This window comes from Halorubrum luteum (assembly GCF_054652935.1).
The window spans coordinates 12,609-30,924 of record NZ_BAAIGT010000002.1 but is presented as its reverse complement, the minus strand read 5'-3'; the positions used below and the strand labels follow the sequence as shown (position 1 = coordinate 30,924).

At 66.2% G+C, this 18,316-nt stretch carries 22 protein-coding genes; 8 read left to right on the top strand and 14 right to left on the bottom strand.

Annotated features, from left to right (window positions below):
• The 5 genes from ACYQ0R_RS00220 to ACYQ0R_RS00200 all read right to left on the bottom strand — a co-directional run bounded on the left by ACYQ0R_RS00220 (nucleotide 1) and on the right by ACYQ0R_RS00200 (nucleotide 3,775).
• Nucleotides 1–753, bottom strand: a complete 753-nt coding sequence (locus ACYQ0R_RS00220) for a cob(I)yrinic acid a,c-diamide adenosyltransferase (protein ID WP_459820311.1) — start codon at nucleotides 751–753, stop codon at nucleotides 1–3.
• Nucleotides 754–855: 102 nt separating this feature from the next.
• Nucleotides 856–1,128 carry a DUF7385 family protein gene (locus ACYQ0R_RS00215; protein WP_459820310.1) on the bottom strand — a complete coding sequence of 91 codons (273 nt, stop codon included), beginning with the start codon at nucleotides 1,126–1,128 and terminating at the stop codon, nucleotides 856–858.
• A 178-nt stretch (nucleotides 1,129–1,306) separates the two neighbouring features.
• A complete protein-coding gene (locus ACYQ0R_RS00210; protein ID WP_459820309.1) occupies nucleotides 1,307–2,194 on the bottom strand; it encodes an endonuclease V in 888 nt (295 codons plus the stop codon).
• Between the two features lie 3 nt (nucleotides 2,195–2,197).
• A complete protein-coding gene (locus tag ACYQ0R_RS00205; protein ID WP_459820308.1) occupies nucleotides 2,198–3,160 on the bottom strand; it encodes a rhomboid family intramembrane serine protease in 963 nt (320 codons plus the stop codon).
• A gap of 183 nt (nucleotides 3,161–3,343) precedes the next feature.
• The gene (locus ACYQ0R_RS00200; RefSeq protein WP_459820307.1) at nucleotides 3,344–3,775 is read right to left on the bottom strand and encodes an SRPBCC family protein; all 432 of its coding nucleotides are present in this window, start codon (nucleotides 3,773–3,775) and stop codon (nucleotides 3,344–3,346) included.
• Between the two features lie 200 nt (nucleotides 3,776–3,975).
• Here ACYQ0R_RS00200 and ACYQ0R_RS00195 point away from each other — a divergent pair, with 200 nt between their 5' ends.
• Nucleotides 3,976–4,482 (top strand): SRPBCC family protein, encoded by a 507-nt coding sequence (locus tag ACYQ0R_RS00195; RefSeq protein ID WP_459820306.1) that lies wholly within the window; start codon nucleotides 3,976–3,978, stop codon nucleotides 4,480–4,482.
• A 134-nt stretch (nucleotides 4,483–4,616) separates the two neighbouring features.
• Complete coding sequence (locus ACYQ0R_RS00190; protein WP_459820305.1) at nucleotides 4,617–4,850, top strand: hypothetical protein; 234 nt, start codon at nucleotides 4,617–4,619, stop codon at nucleotides 4,848–4,850.
• Nucleotides 4,851–4,889: 39 nt separating this feature from the next.
• Here ACYQ0R_RS00190 and ACYQ0R_RS00185 read toward each other — a convergent pair whose 3' ends face one another.
• The gene (locus ACYQ0R_RS00185) at nucleotides 4,890–5,888 is read right to left on the bottom strand and encodes an AI-2E family transporter (RefSeq protein ID WP_459820304.1); all 999 of its coding nucleotides are present in this window, start codon (nucleotides 5,886–5,888) and stop codon (nucleotides 4,890–4,892) included.
• Between the two features lie 142 nt (nucleotides 5,889–6,030).
• Here ACYQ0R_RS00185 and ACYQ0R_RS00180 point away from each other — a divergent pair, with 142 nt between their 5' ends.
• Entirely contained in the window at nucleotides 6,031–6,243 is a 213-nt protein-coding gene (locus ACYQ0R_RS00180) for a DUF8149 family protein (protein ID WP_459820303.1), read from the top strand.
• A gap of 19 nt (nucleotides 6,244–6,262) precedes the next feature.
• Here the strand turns inward: ACYQ0R_RS00180 and ACYQ0R_RS00175 are convergent, their stop codons facing one another.
• From ACYQ0R_RS00175 to ACYQ0R_RS00160, 4 genes are all read right to left on the bottom strand, one after another.
• The gene (locus ACYQ0R_RS00175) at nucleotides 6,263–6,493 is read right to left on the bottom strand and encodes a hypothetical protein (RefSeq protein WP_459820302.1); all 231 of its coding nucleotides are present in this window, start codon (nucleotides 6,491–6,493) and stop codon (nucleotides 6,263–6,265) included.
• Between the two features lie 177 nt (nucleotides 6,494–6,670).
• On the bottom strand, nucleotides 6,671–6,820 hold the full coding sequence (locus tag ACYQ0R_RS00170) for a DUF7550 family protein (protein WP_459820301.1): 150 nt from the start codon (nucleotides 6,818–6,820) through the stop codon (nucleotides 6,671–6,673).
• Between the two features lie 90 nt (nucleotides 6,821–6,910).
• Nucleotides 6,911–7,477, bottom strand: a complete 567-nt coding sequence (gene pyrE, locus ACYQ0R_RS00165; protein ID WP_459820300.1) for an orotate phosphoribosyltransferase — start codon at nucleotides 7,475–7,477, stop codon at nucleotides 6,911–6,913.
• Between the two features lie 66 nt (nucleotides 7,478–7,543).
• Entirely contained in the window at nucleotides 7,544–8,875 is a 1,332-nt protein-coding gene (locus ACYQ0R_RS00160; protein ID WP_459820299.1) for an MFS transporter, read from the bottom strand.
• Nucleotides 8,876–9,065: 190 nt separating this feature from the next.
• Between ACYQ0R_RS00160 and ACYQ0R_RS00155 the strand changes: the two genes are divergently transcribed.
• Complete coding sequence (locus tag ACYQ0R_RS00155; RefSeq protein ID WP_459820298.1) at nucleotides 9,066–9,197, top strand: DUF7503 family protein; 132 nt, start codon at nucleotides 9,066–9,068, stop codon at nucleotides 9,195–9,197.
• Here the strand turns inward: ACYQ0R_RS00155 and ACYQ0R_RS00150 are convergent.
• On the bottom strand, nucleotides 9,194–11,341 hold the full coding sequence (locus tag ACYQ0R_RS00150; RefSeq protein WP_459820297.1) for a caspase family protein: 2,148 nt from the start codon (nucleotides 11,339–11,341) through the stop codon (nucleotides 9,194–9,196). The genes ACYQ0R_RS00155 and ACYQ0R_RS00150 overlap by 4 nt on opposite strands.
• Nucleotides 11,342–11,564: 223 nt before the next feature.
• Between ACYQ0R_RS00150 and ACYQ0R_RS00145 the strand changes: the two genes are divergently transcribed.
• The 4 genes from ACYQ0R_RS00145 (at nucleotide 11,565) to ACYQ0R_RS00130 (ending at nucleotide 15,696) form a co-directional block, all read left to right on the top strand.
• The gene (locus tag ACYQ0R_RS00145) at nucleotides 11,565–12,521 is read left to right on the top strand and encodes a succinylglutamate desuccinylase/aspartoacylase family protein (RefSeq protein ID WP_459820296.1); all 957 of its coding nucleotides are present in this window, start codon (nucleotides 11,565–11,567) and stop codon (nucleotides 12,519–12,521) included.
• Nucleotides 12,521–13,723 carry a pyridoxal-phosphate dependent enzyme gene (locus ACYQ0R_RS00140; protein WP_459820295.1) on the top strand — a complete coding sequence of 401 codons (1,203 nt, stop codon included), beginning with the start codon at nucleotides 12,521–12,523 and terminating at the stop codon, nucleotides 13,721–13,723. The genes ACYQ0R_RS00145 and ACYQ0R_RS00140 overlap by 1 nt, the downstream gene beginning before the upstream one ends.
• A gap of 152 nt (nucleotides 13,724–13,875) precedes the next feature.
• The gene (locus ACYQ0R_RS00135) at nucleotides 13,876–14,985 is read left to right on the top strand and encodes a transposase (protein ID WP_459820294.1); all 1,110 of its coding nucleotides are present in this window, start codon (nucleotides 13,876–13,878) and stop codon (nucleotides 14,983–14,985) included.
• Nucleotides 14,986–15,246: 261 nt separating this feature from the next.
• Entirely contained in the window at nucleotides 15,247–15,696 is a 450-nt protein-coding gene (locus ACYQ0R_RS00130) for a universal stress protein (protein WP_459820293.1), read from the top strand.
• Nucleotides 15,697–15,853: 157 nt separating this feature from the next.
• Here the strand turns inward: ACYQ0R_RS00130 and ACYQ0R_RS00125 are convergent, their stop codons facing one another.
• From ACYQ0R_RS00125 to ACYQ0R_RS00115, 3 genes are all read right to left on the bottom strand, one after another.
• Nucleotides 15,854–16,453, bottom strand: a complete 600-nt coding sequence (locus ACYQ0R_RS00125; RefSeq protein ID WP_459820292.1) for an NUDIX hydrolase — start codon at nucleotides 16,451–16,453, stop codon at nucleotides 15,854–15,856.
• Nucleotides 16,454–16,521: 68 nt separating this feature from the next.
• The gene (locus ACYQ0R_RS00120; RefSeq protein WP_459820291.1) at nucleotides 16,522–17,115 is read right to left on the bottom strand and encodes a DUF7109 family protein; all 594 of its coding nucleotides are present in this window, start codon (nucleotides 17,113–17,115) and stop codon (nucleotides 16,522–16,524) included.
• The gene (locus ACYQ0R_RS00115; protein WP_459820290.1) at nucleotides 17,108–18,304 is read right to left on the bottom strand and encodes a glycosyltransferase family protein; all 1,197 of its coding nucleotides are present in this window, start codon (nucleotides 18,302–18,304) and stop codon (nucleotides 17,108–17,110) included. The genes ACYQ0R_RS00120 and ACYQ0R_RS00115 overlap by 8 nt, the downstream gene beginning before the upstream one ends.
• Nucleotides 18,305–18,316 lie beyond the last annotated feature (12 nt).

Below are 18,316 nucleotides of genomic sequence, written 5' to 3'. Positions count from 1 at the left end.
TCAGTACTCCGTTCCCTTTCTGGCGCGCTGGCCGGAATCGATCGGATGCGTCACCTTTCCGACCTCGGTTATCAGGTCGGCGACCTCGACGAGATACTCCGGCTCGGTGTGGCTGCCCGTCAAAACGAGTTCGAGCTCCTCGGGTTTGCGGTCGACGAGGTCGAGCACCTCGTCAGGGGCGACGAGACCGCGGTCGGCGGCGTAGAGGATCTCGTCGAGGATCAGCATGTGGACTCCGGCGTCCGGCTCGGCGTCAAGCGGGATCGATTCGTCGAGCGCCGCGGCCGACGCGGCGTCGACGAGCTCCCGGGCGCGGTCGAGGCCGACGCGTGCGTTTCGTTCGTGGTGGTCCTCGTCGGAGCCGTCGGCCATTCCGTGCCACCCGTAATGGCCGGTGTTCTCGTAGGAGAAGCCGGGTAACGCCGCGATCGCATTGTACTCGCCACGGACCGCCTCGACGGAGTCCGCGCCACCCTTCATAAACTGGAGCATGTGGACGCGGTGGCCGTGTCCGACCGCGCGCATCCCCATGCCGAGCGCGGCAGTCGTTTTTCCCTTCCCGTCACCCCACCACGCCTGTACGAGACCGAACTCCGCGGGTGGAGTCGGCTCGATCGGTCGCTTCGTGGGCGTGATCCCGCGTCCGGGAGTGTCGCGCTCGCGCGCTCGATTCCGACGGTCGGCTGCCACGTCCGCCGGTCGGTCGTGTGTCGTGGGGCCCTCTTGGCCACCGTCGCCTCGCAGTTCGTTCATACCCGTTCGTTCGGCTCTATCCTCTTGAATCGAGAGGTCGATGGTCGTGTATCGAACGATCAACAGGTGTCAACCGAACGATCAACAGTGCAGGTGGAGCCGTCACTCGTCGTGAATGAACACGAGTCGCTTCGACTCGGTGTTACACAGACAGAGATGGATACCGTCCCTGGTCGCACCGATCTGCTGCCAGCCGTGATCGCTCACGAACAGCGTCTGGAACGTGCCGTGGTCGCAGTCGGGGTTCGGACAGCCGACGCCGGCCGCGTTTTTATATCGGGTCGTGCCGCCGCCGGATCCCTGACGAACCAACCCGTCGGTCAGCGAGCGGAGCTCCTCGGGTGACATCGGCCCATCCGTGTCATCATCTGCCATACGTCACGTTTGAACGTCGGAGTATAAAAACGGTCTGACGCAGTCGTTCGGTTTCGTGACCGGGTGTCGCCGAGGTGTGTACCGTCGACTGGATGGAGTGTGTATCGTCGGCTGGATGGATGCCATCGGCGCGTGCCCGCTCGCGCCCGCAGAGCGCCGTCACCACGCGCTCCGCACGTCACACGTCGCCGCGTTTGACGGCGTCGGCGTACGCGTCGGCGATCCGGGTCGGCTCGGGGAGTTTATACCCGGCACACAGCGCGTCCACGAACTCGACCGTCGTCGCCGCCGACGCGCGATGGCCGGGGCTAACGTACAGCGGGTTCACCCGCCGGCTGTTCGGGTACTGCCGCGACTGAAACGCGTAGCCGAGGACCGGCGGGAGTTCGTCCGACGCGGATCCCGTCGTCTCGACCGAGTCGTCGGCCCGGATCGGGGTTCGCCAGCCGGCGGGTCGGCCGTCGACCGACTCGTCCGGCTCGCCACAGAGCAGGGATTTCGCGACCCCGATGCTCGGCACGTCGTGGATGACACCCACGTGCGTCGCGATGCCGGCCTCCCGGAAGTGGATCCGGCCGGAGCCGTCGAACACGAGGAGGTCAGGATCGACGGACAGCGATGCGAGCGCCGCGAGGATCGAAGCACCCTCGCGGAACGCGAGCAGGCCCGGCACGTACGGGATCGAAAGCGGCGTCACCGCGTGTGCGTACTCGACCACTCGCCCGCCACGAAGCGCGACCGCGGCCGACACCGCCTCCGAAGGGTCGGATCGAAACGCCTGGTCGACCCCGACGACGACGGGAGCGTCCGCCCCGGGGTCCGACACGCCGCGGGCCGCCGTGACCGGGGGAACGCCGTCCGAGAGGTCGGCCGCCTCGTCGATCGCGACCGCAACGGGATCGATGTCGTGGTCGTCGACGAACGTGGCGGTCGCGGCGAGCTCGCACTGCAGCGACGCCATCTCCTCGCGGGAGAGCGCCGGGTCCGGATAAAACTCGGGACGGACGACGGAGTCAGCGATCGTATCGTGGCCGACGGTCCTCTCCTCGTCACGGTCGGTCGGCATCGGTCAGAGCCGTCCGCCCGGACCGCCCGGTCCACCGGGGCCGCCCGGACCGCCCGGGCCGCGAGCACCCATCGTCACGCCGCCGGGGCCCCGGCTTCGTCGGGCGAGCCCCTCGTTTCGCGAGCCGAACGCGAGCCCGATCGCGAAGCCGATGAGGTGTGCGAGGTGAGCGATCCCGCCGACTCCGGCCGCGCCGGTCGAGACGACGAGCAGCGCGGAGACGACCGCAGTTCCCCACGTGAGGTACTTCAGCTTCATCGGAACCACGAAGAACAGCAGAATCTCCATGTTCGGCCGCCAGACGGTGAGCACGCCGAGGATCGCGAACGTCGCGCCGCTGGCCCCCAGCACGCCGACGACGTCGCCCATCGCGAGCACGAACAGGACGTGGCCGAGTCCGGCGACGATACCCGCGACGAGGAAGAAGCCGACGAACTTCTTCGACCCCACCGCGCGCTCGACGAGCGGGCCGAAGAAGAACAGCACGATGCTGTTCGCGATGATGTGGAAGAGCCCGGCCGGCGAGTGGGAGAACACCGCAGTCACCCACGTCCATACGTCGAGGATCGCGTACGACTCGAGTACGAACAGCCGATTGTGAAGCGACTCGCCGCCGACGCCGATCGCGACCCACTGTGCGACGAACGTGAGCCACATCGCCGCTAACAGCGCGTACGTCGCGTTGCCGCGGAAGTAGCTCACTAGCCCGCCGGTGCTCGTTTCCCGTTCGACGCGTCTCTTGACTCGTCCCGTGATGCCGTCGGCATCCGCGGTCGAGCCGCGCGGCTCACCGTCGACGCTGTCATCGAATCCACTATCGAAGACGCCGCCGGGATCGTTCCACTCGCTGAGCCCCGGGCAGTCGTGATTCTCCGGGAGTCGGTGGTCCGCGCAGAACGTCTGCCCGCACCGTCGGCACTGATACGGGAGATTCTCGTACTCCCCACACTCGTCGCACGTCGCCATTACCCGCACTTACGGTGGCCGTCTTAAAGCGGTTTGGCTCCGTGCGCAGCCACACATGGGTTGGCAACAGCGTGGATGGTTTGGCGACAGCGTGGCGGAGCGTCAGAGCAGCCGGACGGGGTCCGACGACTCGGCACGCACTGAGCGATCGGCGGCGGACGCCAGCCGGTCGGCGCGCGCCGATCACTCGAACTCGGCCGCCACGTTCCGCAGCGTGGCCGTGAGCTGTCGCTCGTTGAACGCGCGAATGACGGGTTTGCTCGCCTCCACGAGCACCGAGTTCGGGAGGTCGTACTCGGCGGCGTACGTGAACCTCGTCCCGCCGTCGTCCGTCGGCTCGAACCGAAGATCGATCTCGCCTTCGAGCCCGCCGCGCATCTCGAATCGCATACGCTCGTTCGGGTCGTGGATCGTCTGGACCAGCTCGCCGTCGACGCCCACGCCAGCCATCCGATACGTGTACGAAAGCCTCTTTCCACCGTTATCGAGCCGCTCGATATCTCGTACGTCCGTGAGCCGGGGCGTGACTTCGGCGTGGTTGTGCGGGTCGTCGAGAAAGCCGAACACGTCCTCAACCGGCGCAGCAACGTGGATGGTGTCACTCGCTTTTAACATTGTGGATCACGTCGGTTTGGGTCGTAGTCGCGTCGGAATCGCGGCCCGCCGGAATCACCTGCCACCAACGAGGCTGTGCGTCCGGCTCCGGCTTAACCACTTCCCCATACCCGTCAGGGCGTCGATGTGACGGATCGTTCGCTCATGTATCGGCGTTGACCGGCGAACGGTTTATCCGGGCGGGCGTGGCAGTGGCGTTCATGCGCGAGGTCGAACGCGACCGGTTTATTCCCGAGAGCCCGACGGTGATCGCGCGGGCGCTTTCGCCCGAACGGATCGTCGAATGGGAGGGGAGTTTTTCGGTCGTCGACGTCGAGAACGCGACTACCGCGGAGACGGATGTCGAGAACGCGACTACCGCGGAGACGGACGTCGAGAGACCGATCACGATGGAGGATCCAGCCGCCGAGGGCGGCGAGGCGGTGACGCTCGTCACGGTCTCCGGGCCGGGCGTCGGCTTTCGGCTGCTGTTCGAGCGAACGCCGCACGGGTATCACTACGTCGTTGCCGACGGCGACGACCCGGCGGGACCGTTCGACCACATGGAGTCGTGGCTCACGGTCGAACCCGAAGACGAGGGCTCACGCGTCAGGATCCGGTCGGCGGTGTCGCTCAACGCGCCGATCCCGTTCGCCGACCGCATCGCGGCATGGAAGCGCGGCGGCGAGCTCGACCGCGCGCTCGACGGCCTCGCCGATGCGGTGTGATCGCCCGACAGTCGCCCGGTTCCTCTCCCTCTGCGTTCTCCGTCGCATTCGACGCACCCGTTGCTCGCCGCGGTTGTGTGCCGCGTTCACACGCAACCGGGAGACTGACGTGGATGACCTGCGTAGTCGCGGGTATGAGTCTCATCGACGCCATCAGCGACGCGCTGACGCCGTCGCCACAGGGGACTACTGGGGACGGCGACGACGCCACGGGGTCGTACTGGTGTGACGACTGTACGGTGCGCGTCCTCGACGTCGAGGTCGACGCGGAGGGGCTCGACCGCGACCCCGACGGCGTCCCGCTGTGTCCGGACTGCGACGAGCCGATGCGCTTCGAGCGTACGGGCGGCCCCGGCTGTGCCTGCTGAACCGGTCCCGGTGCCATCGACGTCCGGCCACCTCGCCCGCTACTCCTCGGTGACGCGTATCCGGTTCAGTTCGGCCGAGAGCTGTGCGGCCAGTTCGGCGACGACGGCAACGACGAGCGGGCCGGCGATGATCCCGATCGGACCGACGGTGAGGATGCCCCCGACGAAGCCGATGAAGTACAGCGTTCCGGGAAGCTCGGCCGCCTCGGTCGCGAGGCGCGGCCGGATGAGGAGATCCGGTGCGGCGGCGATGGCGGTGCCGCCGACGAGGAGGATCCCGGCGGCGGCGACCGGATCGCCGAGCAGGAGTTCGTAGCCAGTGAGTCCGACGATGAGGACGCTCGGTCCGATCACGGGAATGAACTGGAGCACGCCCGCGAGCGTCGCGAGCGCCACGGGGGAGGCGTAGCCGAACGCGACGAACACGGGTATCGCGACGAGGAACGTCGCGAACCCCGTCACCACCTGTACCACGTACAGCCCGTACAGGGTTCGGCTGATGCGTTCGTTGAGCGCCTCCGCAACCTCGCGATGCTCGGGTGGGACCAGCGCGAGGATCGCGCGTCGGGTCCGCTGTTCGTGATGCAACAGCCCGTACACGACGAACGCGAAAAGCGCCAGCTTGATCAACAGCACGGGGGCCGCGGCCGCGACCGCGGTTCCCGCGCTGATGAGCCACTCGACGAGCAGCGCCGTGACCTCCTCGGTGACGACGACGTACTCGAACCCGGCGATCGATACGGTGGCCGTCTCCGGCACGGATTCGATGAACGCCACGGCGGCGTCGAGACGGACCACGAGGACGACGAGCAGCGGTGCGAGGACGACGACGGCCGCCAGAAAGGCGATCAGCGACGTGGCCACGGCGGCGAGCCGTCTGGAGAGGCCCCGATGTCGTAGCCGCCGACGGAGAGGTCCGAGCACGTACGCGACCGTCACCGCGAAGAAGACGGTCGCGATCACCTCCCTGATAAGGAGCGCCGCGATCGCACCCGCGACCGCCATCGCCCCGCCGAGCACCCATCGACGACTCGTCATACGGGACCAACCGAGCGAACCATCCTAAATATCCCGGCCGCTGACCGTCGTGCGGATCGCGCCCGGACGCATGCACCGGCTGCAGTCCGGGGACGCCTCGTGGAACCGAAGGACTATATTCACCACCGCCGACTTCCCGACGATGCCCGAAGAGGAACCGACGGTGCCGATCGTCTGTACCGACTGCGAGACGGAGACGCGCGTTCCGTTGTCCGACGTCGAGGACGCGCTCTCACGGCACAACGAGGGAAAACACGACGGCGAGTCGATCGCGGAGGTCGACCCGACGCTGAAAGACCAGCTCGCCGACCTCATCGCGGAGGATATGGGACTGTTCGAGGACGAGTCGTCGTGACCGTCCCGTGGCGTCGTTCTCAGTCGTCGTTCGCGAGGGCTCCGCGGGGATCGCCTTTGTGATGTAGGTTCCGGTTGTCCCGTGGCTCGACCGCGGTGGCGGGAATAACCGCATCGACCGCCGATCGGGGTCGACCGGTGTATGCGTGGTTCGGACGTTCGGCGCAGTGGGCCATTGCGTCGTGGGCGCCCTCCCACGGTCCGGCATCACACTCGTCCGCGGTACAGACGAACACGATATCTTGCGACATGTTGACGAGCAGTTTGCCAACCAAGCATAAAAATCCTTGTCCCTAATTATCTGTTCTGATATCTCAGGGACGAACTGCCTGGATCCGGAAAGTGACGCTCGCACAACGGAGCAACGAGCTATGCGGTGCGACGGTCGGCGACACGGCGAGAGGCTGGCTACGGGAGGGGGCGACCGGCTACGCGGTGAGAACCAGCGGAACTGCGTACGCGATCACGAGTCCGACGAGAAGGACGGCGACGCCGATGCCGACCTCGCGGCCGCCGAACTCCTGCATTGGTGCGGTCACACGCGCGTCCGGATCCGGTTCGTGATCGTGGTCTGCCATATCTCGACGTGCGAGCGCGGGATACAAAAGCCCATCTGAAACCGCTCGCCGCCGCGGTCAGCCTCGTCGCCATCGGCACGCGACGGCGACTCACTCCTCGCGGTCAGCCAGCAGCTCCGTGGCGGTAAGCAGCGCCTCGAGCTCCACGTCGTGGTCGGCCAACAGCTCGTCCGCGCCCTCCTCGCGGTCGACGACGACGATCACGCGGTCGACCACGGCTCCCGCGTCCCGCAGGGCCTCGACCGCGTCCACGGCCGACTGACCGGTCGTGGCGATATCCTCCAGCACGATGACCTCCTCGCCCTCGTCGAGCCGGCCTTCGATCCGGTTCCCGGTGCCGTACTCCTTCGTCTGCTTGCGGGCGATGACGTACGGACGCCCCAGCTTCTCGGCGGTGACGGCCACGAGCGGGACCGCGCCCAGCGCGACGCCCGCCAGCTTCGTCTCCGTCCCGGCGAGACGCTCCGCGAACGCCTCGGCGACCGCACTCAGACTGTCGGGATCCGTCTCGAACAGGTACTTGTCGACGTAGTAGTCGCTCGTCCCGCCGTGTGCGAGCTCGAACTCGCCGAAGCGGACCGCGTCGGCCGCGCGCAACGCCGCGATGAGCTCCGAGCGCCTCTCGGCGGTCAGCCCTGACCGCTCGTCGTCTGTCATGCTTCGAACGGACGCGCCATCGATTATAAACGGGTCGAAACGAGAGTCGGTGCGCCGGTCGCTCGATCAGGCGTACGCGTCGTACTCTTCCCCGAACAGCAGGAAGTATCCGACGCCGACGACCCCGATCGCGCTCGCGAGCCCGAAGGCGACGACGGGGCTTCCGGCGTACGCGAGACCGGTTCCGGGGACTGCGAAGCCGCCGTAGATCAGGCCGCCGATCGCCGCGCTCGGGATGACGACGGTGTTCCGGACGAGGTAGTAGGATCCGGACACCCGCCCGCCGGTGTCGCGCTCGGCCGGGCCGACGATCAACGCCTTGTGCGCGGGGAGTCCGGCGAACCGCAGCCCGGAGAACGCGAACAGCAGCGCGACGACGAGCGCGTTCGCGGGCGCGTTGATGAGCAGCACGGGGAACACCGCGTACACCAGAAAGCCGAGCGCGACCACCGGTTTGAGACCCACTTCCTCGGCGAGGCGTGCGGCGGGCGGCATCGACACCAGCGCGACGACCATCTCGATCGCGAGCAGGACGCCGAAGAAGACGGCGGGCGACAGCGTGATGGGGCCAATATCGAGGGTGACTTCGAGAAACTGGGTGATCACGATGACGAAGAACACGTACACCATCCCGTTGGCGAACCGCACGAGAGTGTCGCCGATCAGCAGCGGTCTGTGCTCCGGCGGCAGGTTCCGGAGGTCGTCGACGACCTCCGAGACGCCCTCGAACTCCTTGCCGAGCGTATCCTCGCCGGCGTCGTACAACACGTGCTGGGCCGCCGTCGCGACGACGGCGAAACACAGCGCGATAGCGAGCACGTACTGGAAGCCGACCGTGAAGTCGGCGAACAGGTACAACACCCCGGCGGCGATCAGCGGTCCGATCAGAAACGCGGTGCGGCGGAACACCTCCGTGCTGGCGAACCCGCGCGCGAGTCGCTCCGGCGGCACCGACTGTTTGACGACCGCGAACGTCGCGCCGAGCCCGAACGATTTCCACGCCTGCGCGAGAAACAGTCCGACGAAGATCCAGATCCACGGCTCGAGCGTGACGCCGGCGACCGTTATCGTCCCGAGGTTCGGCGCGACGAGCCACACCGCAAATCCGACGCTGGACGCCAGTCCGAACAGGGTCAACGCGACGCGCGACCCGATCCGGTCGGAGAGCCGCCCGCCGGGGTACGGGTACACCGCGCCGATGACGTTGCCGACGGTGCCGAACAGTCCGATGACGAACGCGCTCGCGCCGAGCGCGGACATGTACTCGGGGATGTACCGGCTCGTCATCTGGAAGCCGAGGCTGAACGCGAACATCGCCACCGACAACACCAGCACGTCCCGTTGAAACGAGAAGAACTGCCGGAACGGGTCAAGCAGATCGACGTCCTCATCGCTCATGGGTTCAGATCCACAAAGAGCGGCTTGAAAACGTTGATCCCGGACCCGTGCGGCTGCGGCGACATCGCGATCGTTCCGACGGCGCGAACCACCCTCGGAGAATAATTTCAGAATACAATATCTTAAAATATGATTAATATATAACTTACCATTAGATTCAACTTTTTTTCATTTCCCACAGAGAAGAAATATGCAACAAACTGTTGCAGAATACGTGGCAGAGCACCCGAAAATGGCCGGCGTCCTGTTCACCGCGATGCTGTTGCTGTCACAGGCGGCTCCGGTGGCGGCGGGGGCAGCATCCGCAACCAACGGTCCCTAATCCGACGAGCTCACGGTAAAGTCGTCGCTCCACCGCAGCTCGCCGTCGTCGAAAAACGGTAACATCTCGAGCGAACAGAACTCCCGAAACTCCTCGGGAGACATCGACGCGGTCACCTTCTTCGATGGAATGTAGTAGTGAGCATGCACTGGCTCGGCGTTCAGCGTTGCCATCGTACCGACGCCGTACGGTCCGTTGGGAAACAGCTCCACCGAGAGCTCCCACCGGTCATCGCCGGACCGATCGAGGTTCCCCACGATGGCGACACCGCTCCGACTCTGGCAGACGGTCGTGCCGCCGTCGCCGATGACGATGTACTGCTGTCCCGTTATCAGATCCCGTCTGGCGACGTGGAGCGCGGTTCTGAGGTTGAAACCGCTGTTTAACAGTCGGGCGGCGATCCGGCCGAGTCGAGTGGCGGGTGTGTTCGCGACGTCCGCGAGCGTGACGATGCCGCCGCGGCTCCCCCGGTCGATGAGCGCCTCACCCTGCTCGTAGGACTGACAGGCGTTCAGTAGGAACGCGCTCACCCCGACGTCAAGCCGCTCCGCCGTGAGATCGAGGTAGCCATCGGCACACTGCATTCCCCGGTCGTCGACGTGGCCAACGTAATGGAGAAAATCGATGTCCGACTCGAGCGCCTCCCGCATCTCCGCTCGCGAGAGGTCGTACCGAACGTCGATGTCGAACTGCACCACGTCCCGGAGCCCGTACAGGTTCGCGACGTTCCCCTCCTCGCGCATCAGGTCGTCGTTACACACCACGAGCACGGAGATCCGGAACTGCTCGTCGACCGCGCCGACCGCCAGCCGGCGCCGATACGCCTGCAGCGTCGCCTTGTTCGCGCCGATCGGTATCCCCTCCCCGACCCAGGCGTGCTCTACGGTGTCGACCGGATCGGGTCGAACAAACGACACGTTATCCGGGATAAAGGCGCCGTGAGAGCGCGGCTCGATCCCGCGGACGCTCCCGCCGTCGGGCCTGATCAGCCCCGTGTCGTCGTCCGACCTGACGAGTCCCACGTCGTCGTTCGACCTGACGATTCTTACGTCGTCGTCCGCTCCGGCGTCGTTCCCGGCGTTCGCCGACGACTCGTCAATCGAAGGGACCGTCTCCGGCGAACGGACCAGTGACAGCTCCGCCGCGACGAACGGCAGCGTTTCGGCGTTGCTCGCGGCCGGCCGCACGTCGGTCGTCAGCGTCCACGGCGGGAGCTCGGGCTCGATCCGGTCGAACGGGATCTCGAGATACTCGCCGATCCGCTCTGCGATCGGCGTCTCGTACAGCTCGCGCCAGTCGAGATCCAGCGACGTGGTCTCACGCTCGTGGAGATCGACGGCGAAGAACCCCTCCGTCCGGGCGATACAGTCGAGGTGGAACGTCTGGCGAAGCACGCGTCCCGCGGTCCGCTCGACGCTCGGTCCGAGAGAGAGCTCCCATCCGTCGCCGACCAGCCGCGGCTCGTCTCCGGGCACGACCGTCGCTCCGAGATAGTACGCGAGCGGCACGACGGGATACAGCGCTCGAAACTCGGGAGGGACGACGATCCGAATCCCCGTCTCCGGTCGCTCGACGTGGTCCGGCACGGAGAACTCCTCGCCGATCTCGACGAGCGGCGGATGGCCACGCAGGGTCGGAAACGACCGTTCCGGGCTCGTCGTTTTGAGTGCTGAACCGAACCGCGACACGGCTCGCATCACCGCCGTCGGCTCGCCCGGCGTCGTGATCGTTCCGGCCGGCTGGTCGTTGAACGACCGAAACCCCCCCGCGAGATACTCCCGCTCCGGGAACCGGATTCGCGTCGACTCCGCCGTGGTGACGTCCACGCCGCCGTCGACGCGGAAGTACGTCTTCGCCGGCGCGGAAGACACCTCAACGTGGTACGTGTCGGGCGGCAGCGTCACGTCTAGCCCCTCGGCAACGACCCGGCCGTCGACGTCGTGGACGATGATGTTCGCGACCCGCGGAACGACGATCTCGTCGGCGTCGATTCGGACCGACGCGTCGACTGGAAAGTAGTGGTCGTCCTCGTCGCCGGGTCGCGGATCGACCGGCTGGTCGGTGTACAGCGTGAACTGGGTGTTCTCGATGTGGTCGACGACGAGGAACCCGTCTTCGTCGATCGATTCGATCTGGATGGTCATGAGCAACGACGCCGCGAGAACGCTGTACGGCTCCTCCGCGTGCGTGTGTCTCTCACGGTGACGTAACGTAGTTAACCGAAGCCGGCGATAAAGCTTGCGTCGGAACGCACCTTTGCTCCGGGGCTCCGGTCGATCGATCGCCGCGGGACCGTCCTCGGTATCGGTCCGTCGCTCTCCGTCGCGGACCGAATCGATAAAGGGGTAGACTCCCCAGAACTCACCAATGATCACGCTGGGAACGGCGAGCGCGGCTCCGGGTGAGACGGACACCGGCCGGCTCGAAGTCGGCGAGACGCGCGACGGGAGTCCGGTTCGGCTCCCCGTCGCGGTGATAAACGGCGCGGGAGACGGGAAGACGCTGTATCTACAGGCCGTCAGCGACGGCGACGAACTCAACGGACTCGGCGTGATCAATCGTGTCGTCCCGCGGATCGACCCGGCACAGCTCTCCGGAACGGTGCTCGTCGTCGGCATCGTGAACTACTTCGGGTTTCAGGTCGCCGAACATCGCAACCCGATCGATGACCGGAAGATGAACCGCGGGTATCCGGGCGACGCGGACGGGACGACGAGCGAGCGGATCGCCCACGAGACGTTCTCGATCGCGACGCGTGCGGACCTCGTGTTGGACCTACACCAGGGGTCGACGAGCCGCATGATAAACGAGACCCGGGTCCGCTGCGGGATCCGCCATCGACTCCACGGCGACTGTCTCGAACTCGCGAAGGTGTTCGGCTGCGGTCACGTCCTCGACATCAAAGGTCCCGACGGTCAGCTCGCCCGCGTCGCCCCAGACAAGGGGATCCCCACGATCGACCCCGAGCTCGGCGGCTGCGTCGGCTGGGACGAGGCGTCGATCCGATACGGCGTCGAGGGCGTGTTCAACGTGCTCCGCTACTACGGGTTCCTCGACGACGACGTCGACGTGGAGCCACAGATCCGCGCCCGCGGATTCGACCAGTTCGGCTCGCCGGCCGGCGGACTGGTCAGATTCCAGCAGGAGCTCGGCGACCGGGTGTCGGCCGGCGACACGCTGTTCGAGGTGACGGATACGTTCGGCGAGCTCAAAGGTCGTGTGACCGCGGACAACGACGGGGTGTTCTGGCGCACTCGTCGGCTTCCCCAGGTCGCCGCCGGGGAGTACGTCTGCTCGGTCGGCACGCAGGTGGACACGTACTGATGCCCTCGGACCGGTCTCGCGGCCCTCGTTCCGACGCCACGGACGCCGATCCGAGTCGACTGCGCTGTCCCGACTGCGACGCGCGATTTCGTGACCGCTGGCGCTGCACGTGCGGCAGTCCACTCGTGTTCGCGACGGCGGTCGACGGCGGCATCGACTTTGCCGACTCGCCCGACTCGCCCGACGGGACCGTCGACGCGCCGAACCCGGCGTCGTTCGACACGCGCCGCGGGCTCTGGGCGTTCGAGGAGTGTATCGCGGTCGGCTCCGACCCCGCGGACCGGGTAAGCCTCGGCGAGGGGATGACCCCGCTCGTTGACGCACCGGCGTGGGACGCGTCGTTCAAGCTGGAGTACGTGTTTCCAACCGGCTCGTTCAAGGACCGCGGCGCGACGACGACGCTGACGCGGGCGCGAGCGCTCGGGGTCGACCGCGTCGTCGAGGACTCCTCGGGGAACGCGGGCGCAGCGATCGCGACGTACGCCGCCCGGGCCGGGATCGACGCCGAAATATACGTTCCCGCGGACGTCAAGGCAGCGAAGATCCGGGCGATCGAGCGGGCCGGCGCGGAGGCGGTCCGCGTCGAGGGGACGCGAGCCGACGTCACCGAGGCGTGTCTCGCGACGCTTGATGCCGACGGTGACGAGGGCTCCGCGTGGTACGCCAGCCACGCGTGGAATCCCGCCTTCTTCGAGGGGACGGCGACGTTCGCGTACGAACTCGCGCTCCAGCGCGACTGGTCCGTGCCCGACGCGATCGTGTGTCCGCTCGGGCACGGAACGCTGTTTCTCGGCGCGTACTGGGGGTTTCGTCGTCTCCGGCGGGCGGGCTGGATCGACGAGCTTCCGCGGCTGCTCGGCGCACAGGCGGCGGGGGTCGCACCCGTCGTCCGCGAGCGTCACGGCGCGGCTGCCGCCGAGCTCGACGGCGTGGACAACGCCGCGGCCGACGGGATCCGGATCGCCGAGCCGGTCAGAGCGGACGCGATCCACGAGGCGATAGCCGAGACGGACGGGGACGCGATCGCGGTGTCGGAGGCGGCGCTCGACCGGGCGCTCGACCGGCTCCACGCCGCCGGCTTTTATACGGAGCCGACGTGTGCGGTCGCGCCGGCCGCGCTCCGCGCGTATCGCGAGCGAGGGGTTCTCGACGGGGACGACGACGTCGTCGTCCCGCTGACCGGCAGCGGCCTGAAAGAATAAGCGTGCTCGGAAGCGCACGTCACGGTATGCAGCTGCATGAGATAACATGGAGAGTTTGCAGCGGGATGACGGATAGCGAGCGAAAGCCTCGCCCTTCACAGTAGTTGCCGAACCTAACTGAGGTTCATTTTGATTCGGTCCTGATTTCGAGTATGGTCGAGACAGCTGAGGCAAAACAGGTCTGTCGTGCTGCTTCGACGTTGCTGTACCCGGAGTTGGATTTCGAGGTCAAACAGTGTGGCAAGTACACGAGAGAGGATTTTCTCGAAATCCTCTCTCGGATCGCCTTCGATCAGGAGTTCGCAAACACGGGTGGGAAGACGCTCCAACTGGATCGAGAAGAACCGGTCGACATCACATCCACTGCTCGGAATTCCCTCGCCAAATCGCTGCTGTACCACTTGCGAAACCTCTCAACGGACGCCATCGACGACCAGTTCGATGGCGTCCGGGATCGACTATTCGAAGTCCTCCGAGCACAGCGGCGACTTCCCGCGTTCGTCGATATCGCCATCGATCTCCATGAGTGGCGGTTCTACGGCTCAGCCGACACTGACCACGTGATAACGACCTATCCTGCTCTGGGCACGAACAGAGCGTTTTGCTTCGCAACGCTCTGTATCGTCGCTCCTCGTACTCGGTTTACACTTGATGTGCTTCCGATGGATGCGAACGGCTTTCGCGCCAAGCGCGAAGCCGTTCGGTCCCTCGTTGAAACGGCTCGTGAGTACGTCTCGATTCGACATGTCTACCTCGACCGTGGATTCTATCAAGTTCACGTCGTCTCGGAGCTGGAACAGCTGGGTGTGGATTACATCGTGCGTGCACGGCCGAGTAGTGGGATGAAAGGCCGTCTCAGCGCCGGCGCTGAGACGGTCGTTGATGGATACACGATGCAGCGAAAGCGTCCACCGACAGCGTCGGTCGATGTGACGGTTTTCGCGGTTCCGCACCGTTCGAACGATGACGAACACGTTTGGTTTGTCACGAGCTTGGATGTAGATTCTTCAACAGCGAAAGCGTACGCGGCGGCGTTCCGCCGCCGCTGGGGAATAGAAACGTCCTATCGACAGATCGGTGACTTCCTCCCGAGAACGTCGTCGCCGACGTTCTCGGTTCGGTTATTCTACTTTCTGTTCGCTGTCGCGCTGTACAATCTATGGGTGCTCGCAAACATCCTTGTTGCTGGGAAGATCCAACCGGAGAAACCGCCGATTTCGACGCGGATCTTTCGGCGACTCATCTTGACAGACTACGGCTAAGCTAGCGTTTTATTTCGACCGGGAAACCGGTTAGTGAGCGGTTTCTTGAGAGGTATTGCTCGGGAACGCCGCCTGACGGCGTTCCCTCGCATCCTTCGATCATCCAGCACTGGGAGAAAAGTCACACTCGCTGCGATCTCGGAGCCAACTCTGTCATGGCTGCCTCGACGAAAATCTGATTCGGCAACTACTGTTTAGCGCGGGGAGGAAGTCAACGATACGTAATTATTTTACTGTACAGAAAGAGCTACTACGTGCTGTATGTTCGATCAGATACTCATCCCGACTGACGGAAGTGGGCCAGCGTTACGAGCTGCAGAAACCGGTGTCGAGCTTGCCGCCACGCACGGTGCCTCGGTCCACGCGTTCGCTGCTGTCGAGCCCGTTCCGCTCGGAGGGTTCACGTCCGGGCCGAGTCCAGCGTCGGCTGAACACGGAGAGATAATCGAGGAACAGGAGAGTGAAGCTCAAAGCGCGATCGACGAGATCGTCGATCTGTGTACAGACCACGACGTCGAAGCCGTCGAGGCACTCACACACGGAAAGCCGGATACTGCGATCATCGAGTATGTCGACGAACACGATGTCGACGCCATCGTTATGGGAACACACGGTCGGTCCGGCACGGAGCGATTGTTGCTCGGAAGCGTCACGGAAAAAGTCGTCCGAAAGAGCCCGGTGCCAGTGTTGACTGTGCGCGTTGGCGACTGACGTCTCTCTCAACAGATCTTTTTGATCTTTGCCGCTTGCACCGTCGATCGGAGCTACCGACGAGAACGGGGGTTTCGAGGCGGTCGTCCGGCCCGAGCGACCACTCTCGCCGTGCAGGGCCACGTCCGCCGAGCCGCCGTCACGCTCCGACCGATCGTCACACCGGGAGGTCGGCATCGTGGCCGACGACGCGGTCGACGTCGGCCGGCATTCGCCAGTCGGTCGTCAGCTCCAGCAGCTGGACGACCATGCGGCCGGTCGCCCCCCAGACCGTGTAGCCGTCGACGGTGAAGTAGTGGATCCGGTGGTCGCCGTACTGCGGGTGTTCCCGTCGTTCGGACTCGTAGTTCGAGCGGTCGATCAACCCCTCGACCGGCAGCAACACGACCTCCGCGACCTCCGACTCGTCGGGCACGTACTCGCGGTCGGGGGCGACGCCGACGAACGGTCTGACCGCGTACTCGCTCGAGGTTCTGATGTCGTCGATCCGGCCGACGACGTCGACGTCCCACGGCGGCAGACCGACTTCCTCGTTCGCCTCGCGCAGCGCGGTTTCCCGGAGCGTCGCGTCGATCGGCTCTCGGCCGCCGCCGGGGAAGCTCATCTGTCCGGGGTGCTCGCCGAGATGCTCGGCGCGCTTCGTGAACAGCAGATACGGCTCGCCGCCGCGTCGCACCACCGGCGCGAGCACGCCGGCCTCGCGGGCCGCGTCGGTGATCGGCACCGGCGTATGGCTCCCGAGCCCCGACAGGTCCATATCGGGGAAACGCGCTCCGGCGGTGTTAACGTTTCTCCGTTTCCCCTCGACTGGTGACGGATCCCGGCTCACCCGACCTCGTCGACGAGCCGCTCGCGTATCGGGCTCGCATCGACCGGTGCCCACGCCTCCAGGTCGTAGGTGACGTCGATCAGGGTCTCCAGTCGATCGTCGGCACCGGCCGACATCGCCTCGAGCGCGTCGTCCCGGAGCCGGTTGTAGACCACGTCGGCTAGCCGCTCGCGGTCGACCTCGCGGTCCGGCACGTCGAGAATGTACGGGAGGTCGGTCGCGTTCGGCGGGAGCGTCGGAAACGCCGCCGGACCGACCGCGAGAAACGACTCGTCGCCCCCGTCGTCGACGCCCCCGTCGTCGACGCTCCCGCCGTCGTCCTCGTCAGCGCCAGCCACATCGACCGCCTCCTCTGGTGCACTCACGAGGTAGTACTCGGCGATCCCGGCGTCGATCGCCGCCGCGATCGCCTCCTCGTTCGTCTCCGTCCGCTGCTTGAACGCGAGCTCCGAGAGCGCCCGTGCCAGCTCCTCCCGAGTGAGCGCGTCGAACAGGTCGACGACGCCGGCGAGCTCGTCGCGCGCGGCGACGCTGGCTCCCTCCGATCGACTGGCTCCTCCGTCACTCCCGTTGGCGGCCCCCTCAGTCATGGCTCGGGACCTCCTCGTGGCTTGTGAGCTCCTCGTGACTCGTGGGCTCCTCCGGGCGTTTCCGTGCGGCCGCGAGGTCGGCGGCGGCTGCCGTGGCCACCGACTCCGGGTCGATCGGCGCGTCTTGCCACGCCGGGAGGCGGGTGTCCGGTCCCGGATCGCGGAGCGCCGTCGCGTACGTCTCGACCTGTTCGCGTTCGCCATCACGGTCGTACGAGAGCCCGTTGAACGCGGCGTCCGCCTCGTAGCCGTCGATCAGACGCTCCGCGGCCGCGCAGTATCGCTCCGTTAACGTGGCGTAGTCGACGTCGACGCCGTGGTCCTCGACGGCACGGAACGTCGCCGCGGCGACCGCCTCGCTCATGTCGGCGAGTCCGGCCGCCCCGTCGACCGTGCGGTGGTCGTGTTCGTATCGGCCGAGATCGACCTGCGCGCTCGCCTCGAAGCCGGCGTGAGCGAACGCCTCGCCGAGCGTCCCCACCTCGAGCCCCCAGCCGCGCTGGACGCGGATCCGACTCACGAGCTCGCTCGTCGCGGCGAACTCTCCCGCGAGCGCGTAGCGAAACGACTCCAGATACGCGACAACGTCGTCGTCGCCGGGACGATCGGTCGCGTCCCCGCCCCGCGCTTCGCGCTTATCGCCCGCCAACGCACGGACGAGCGGTCTGAACAGCAGGCGGAACAGTCGTCCGTACAGGCGGCCGTCCTCGACGCGGGCGTAGTACCCCTTCGAGAACTCGTGGCCACGGGCGAGCGGGAACAGCAGTCGGTTCACGAACGCCGGCGAGTACGTGCTCGTGTCCGCGTCGTGGACGACGACGAACTCCGTCGAGAGCGCTCGCCCGAGCCCGAGCCAGACGTCCCGGCCTTTCCCCCGGTCGCCGTCGAGTCCGTTGTTTGTCAAAAGCGACGCCAGCCGCGGACCGTCACACCACAGCGTCTCTATCTCGAGATCGAACCCCTCGAGCCAGCCCGCTATCGGGCCGACGCGGTTCCTGGGGGCCCGTAGCGGGACGACCACCCGTGCGGGATCGATCGTCTCCAGCGTCGACAGCACGTGGTCGGCCGCCGGCGTCCGGCACTCCCGTTCCGCCATCGGCACGACCACGGTCGCGCGGTCGGTCGGCGCACTCGGGCGACGGTCCGTCAGCGCGTGGAGCGTGGTCACGCGCTCTTGGACGTACTCCATTACGGATTCGAA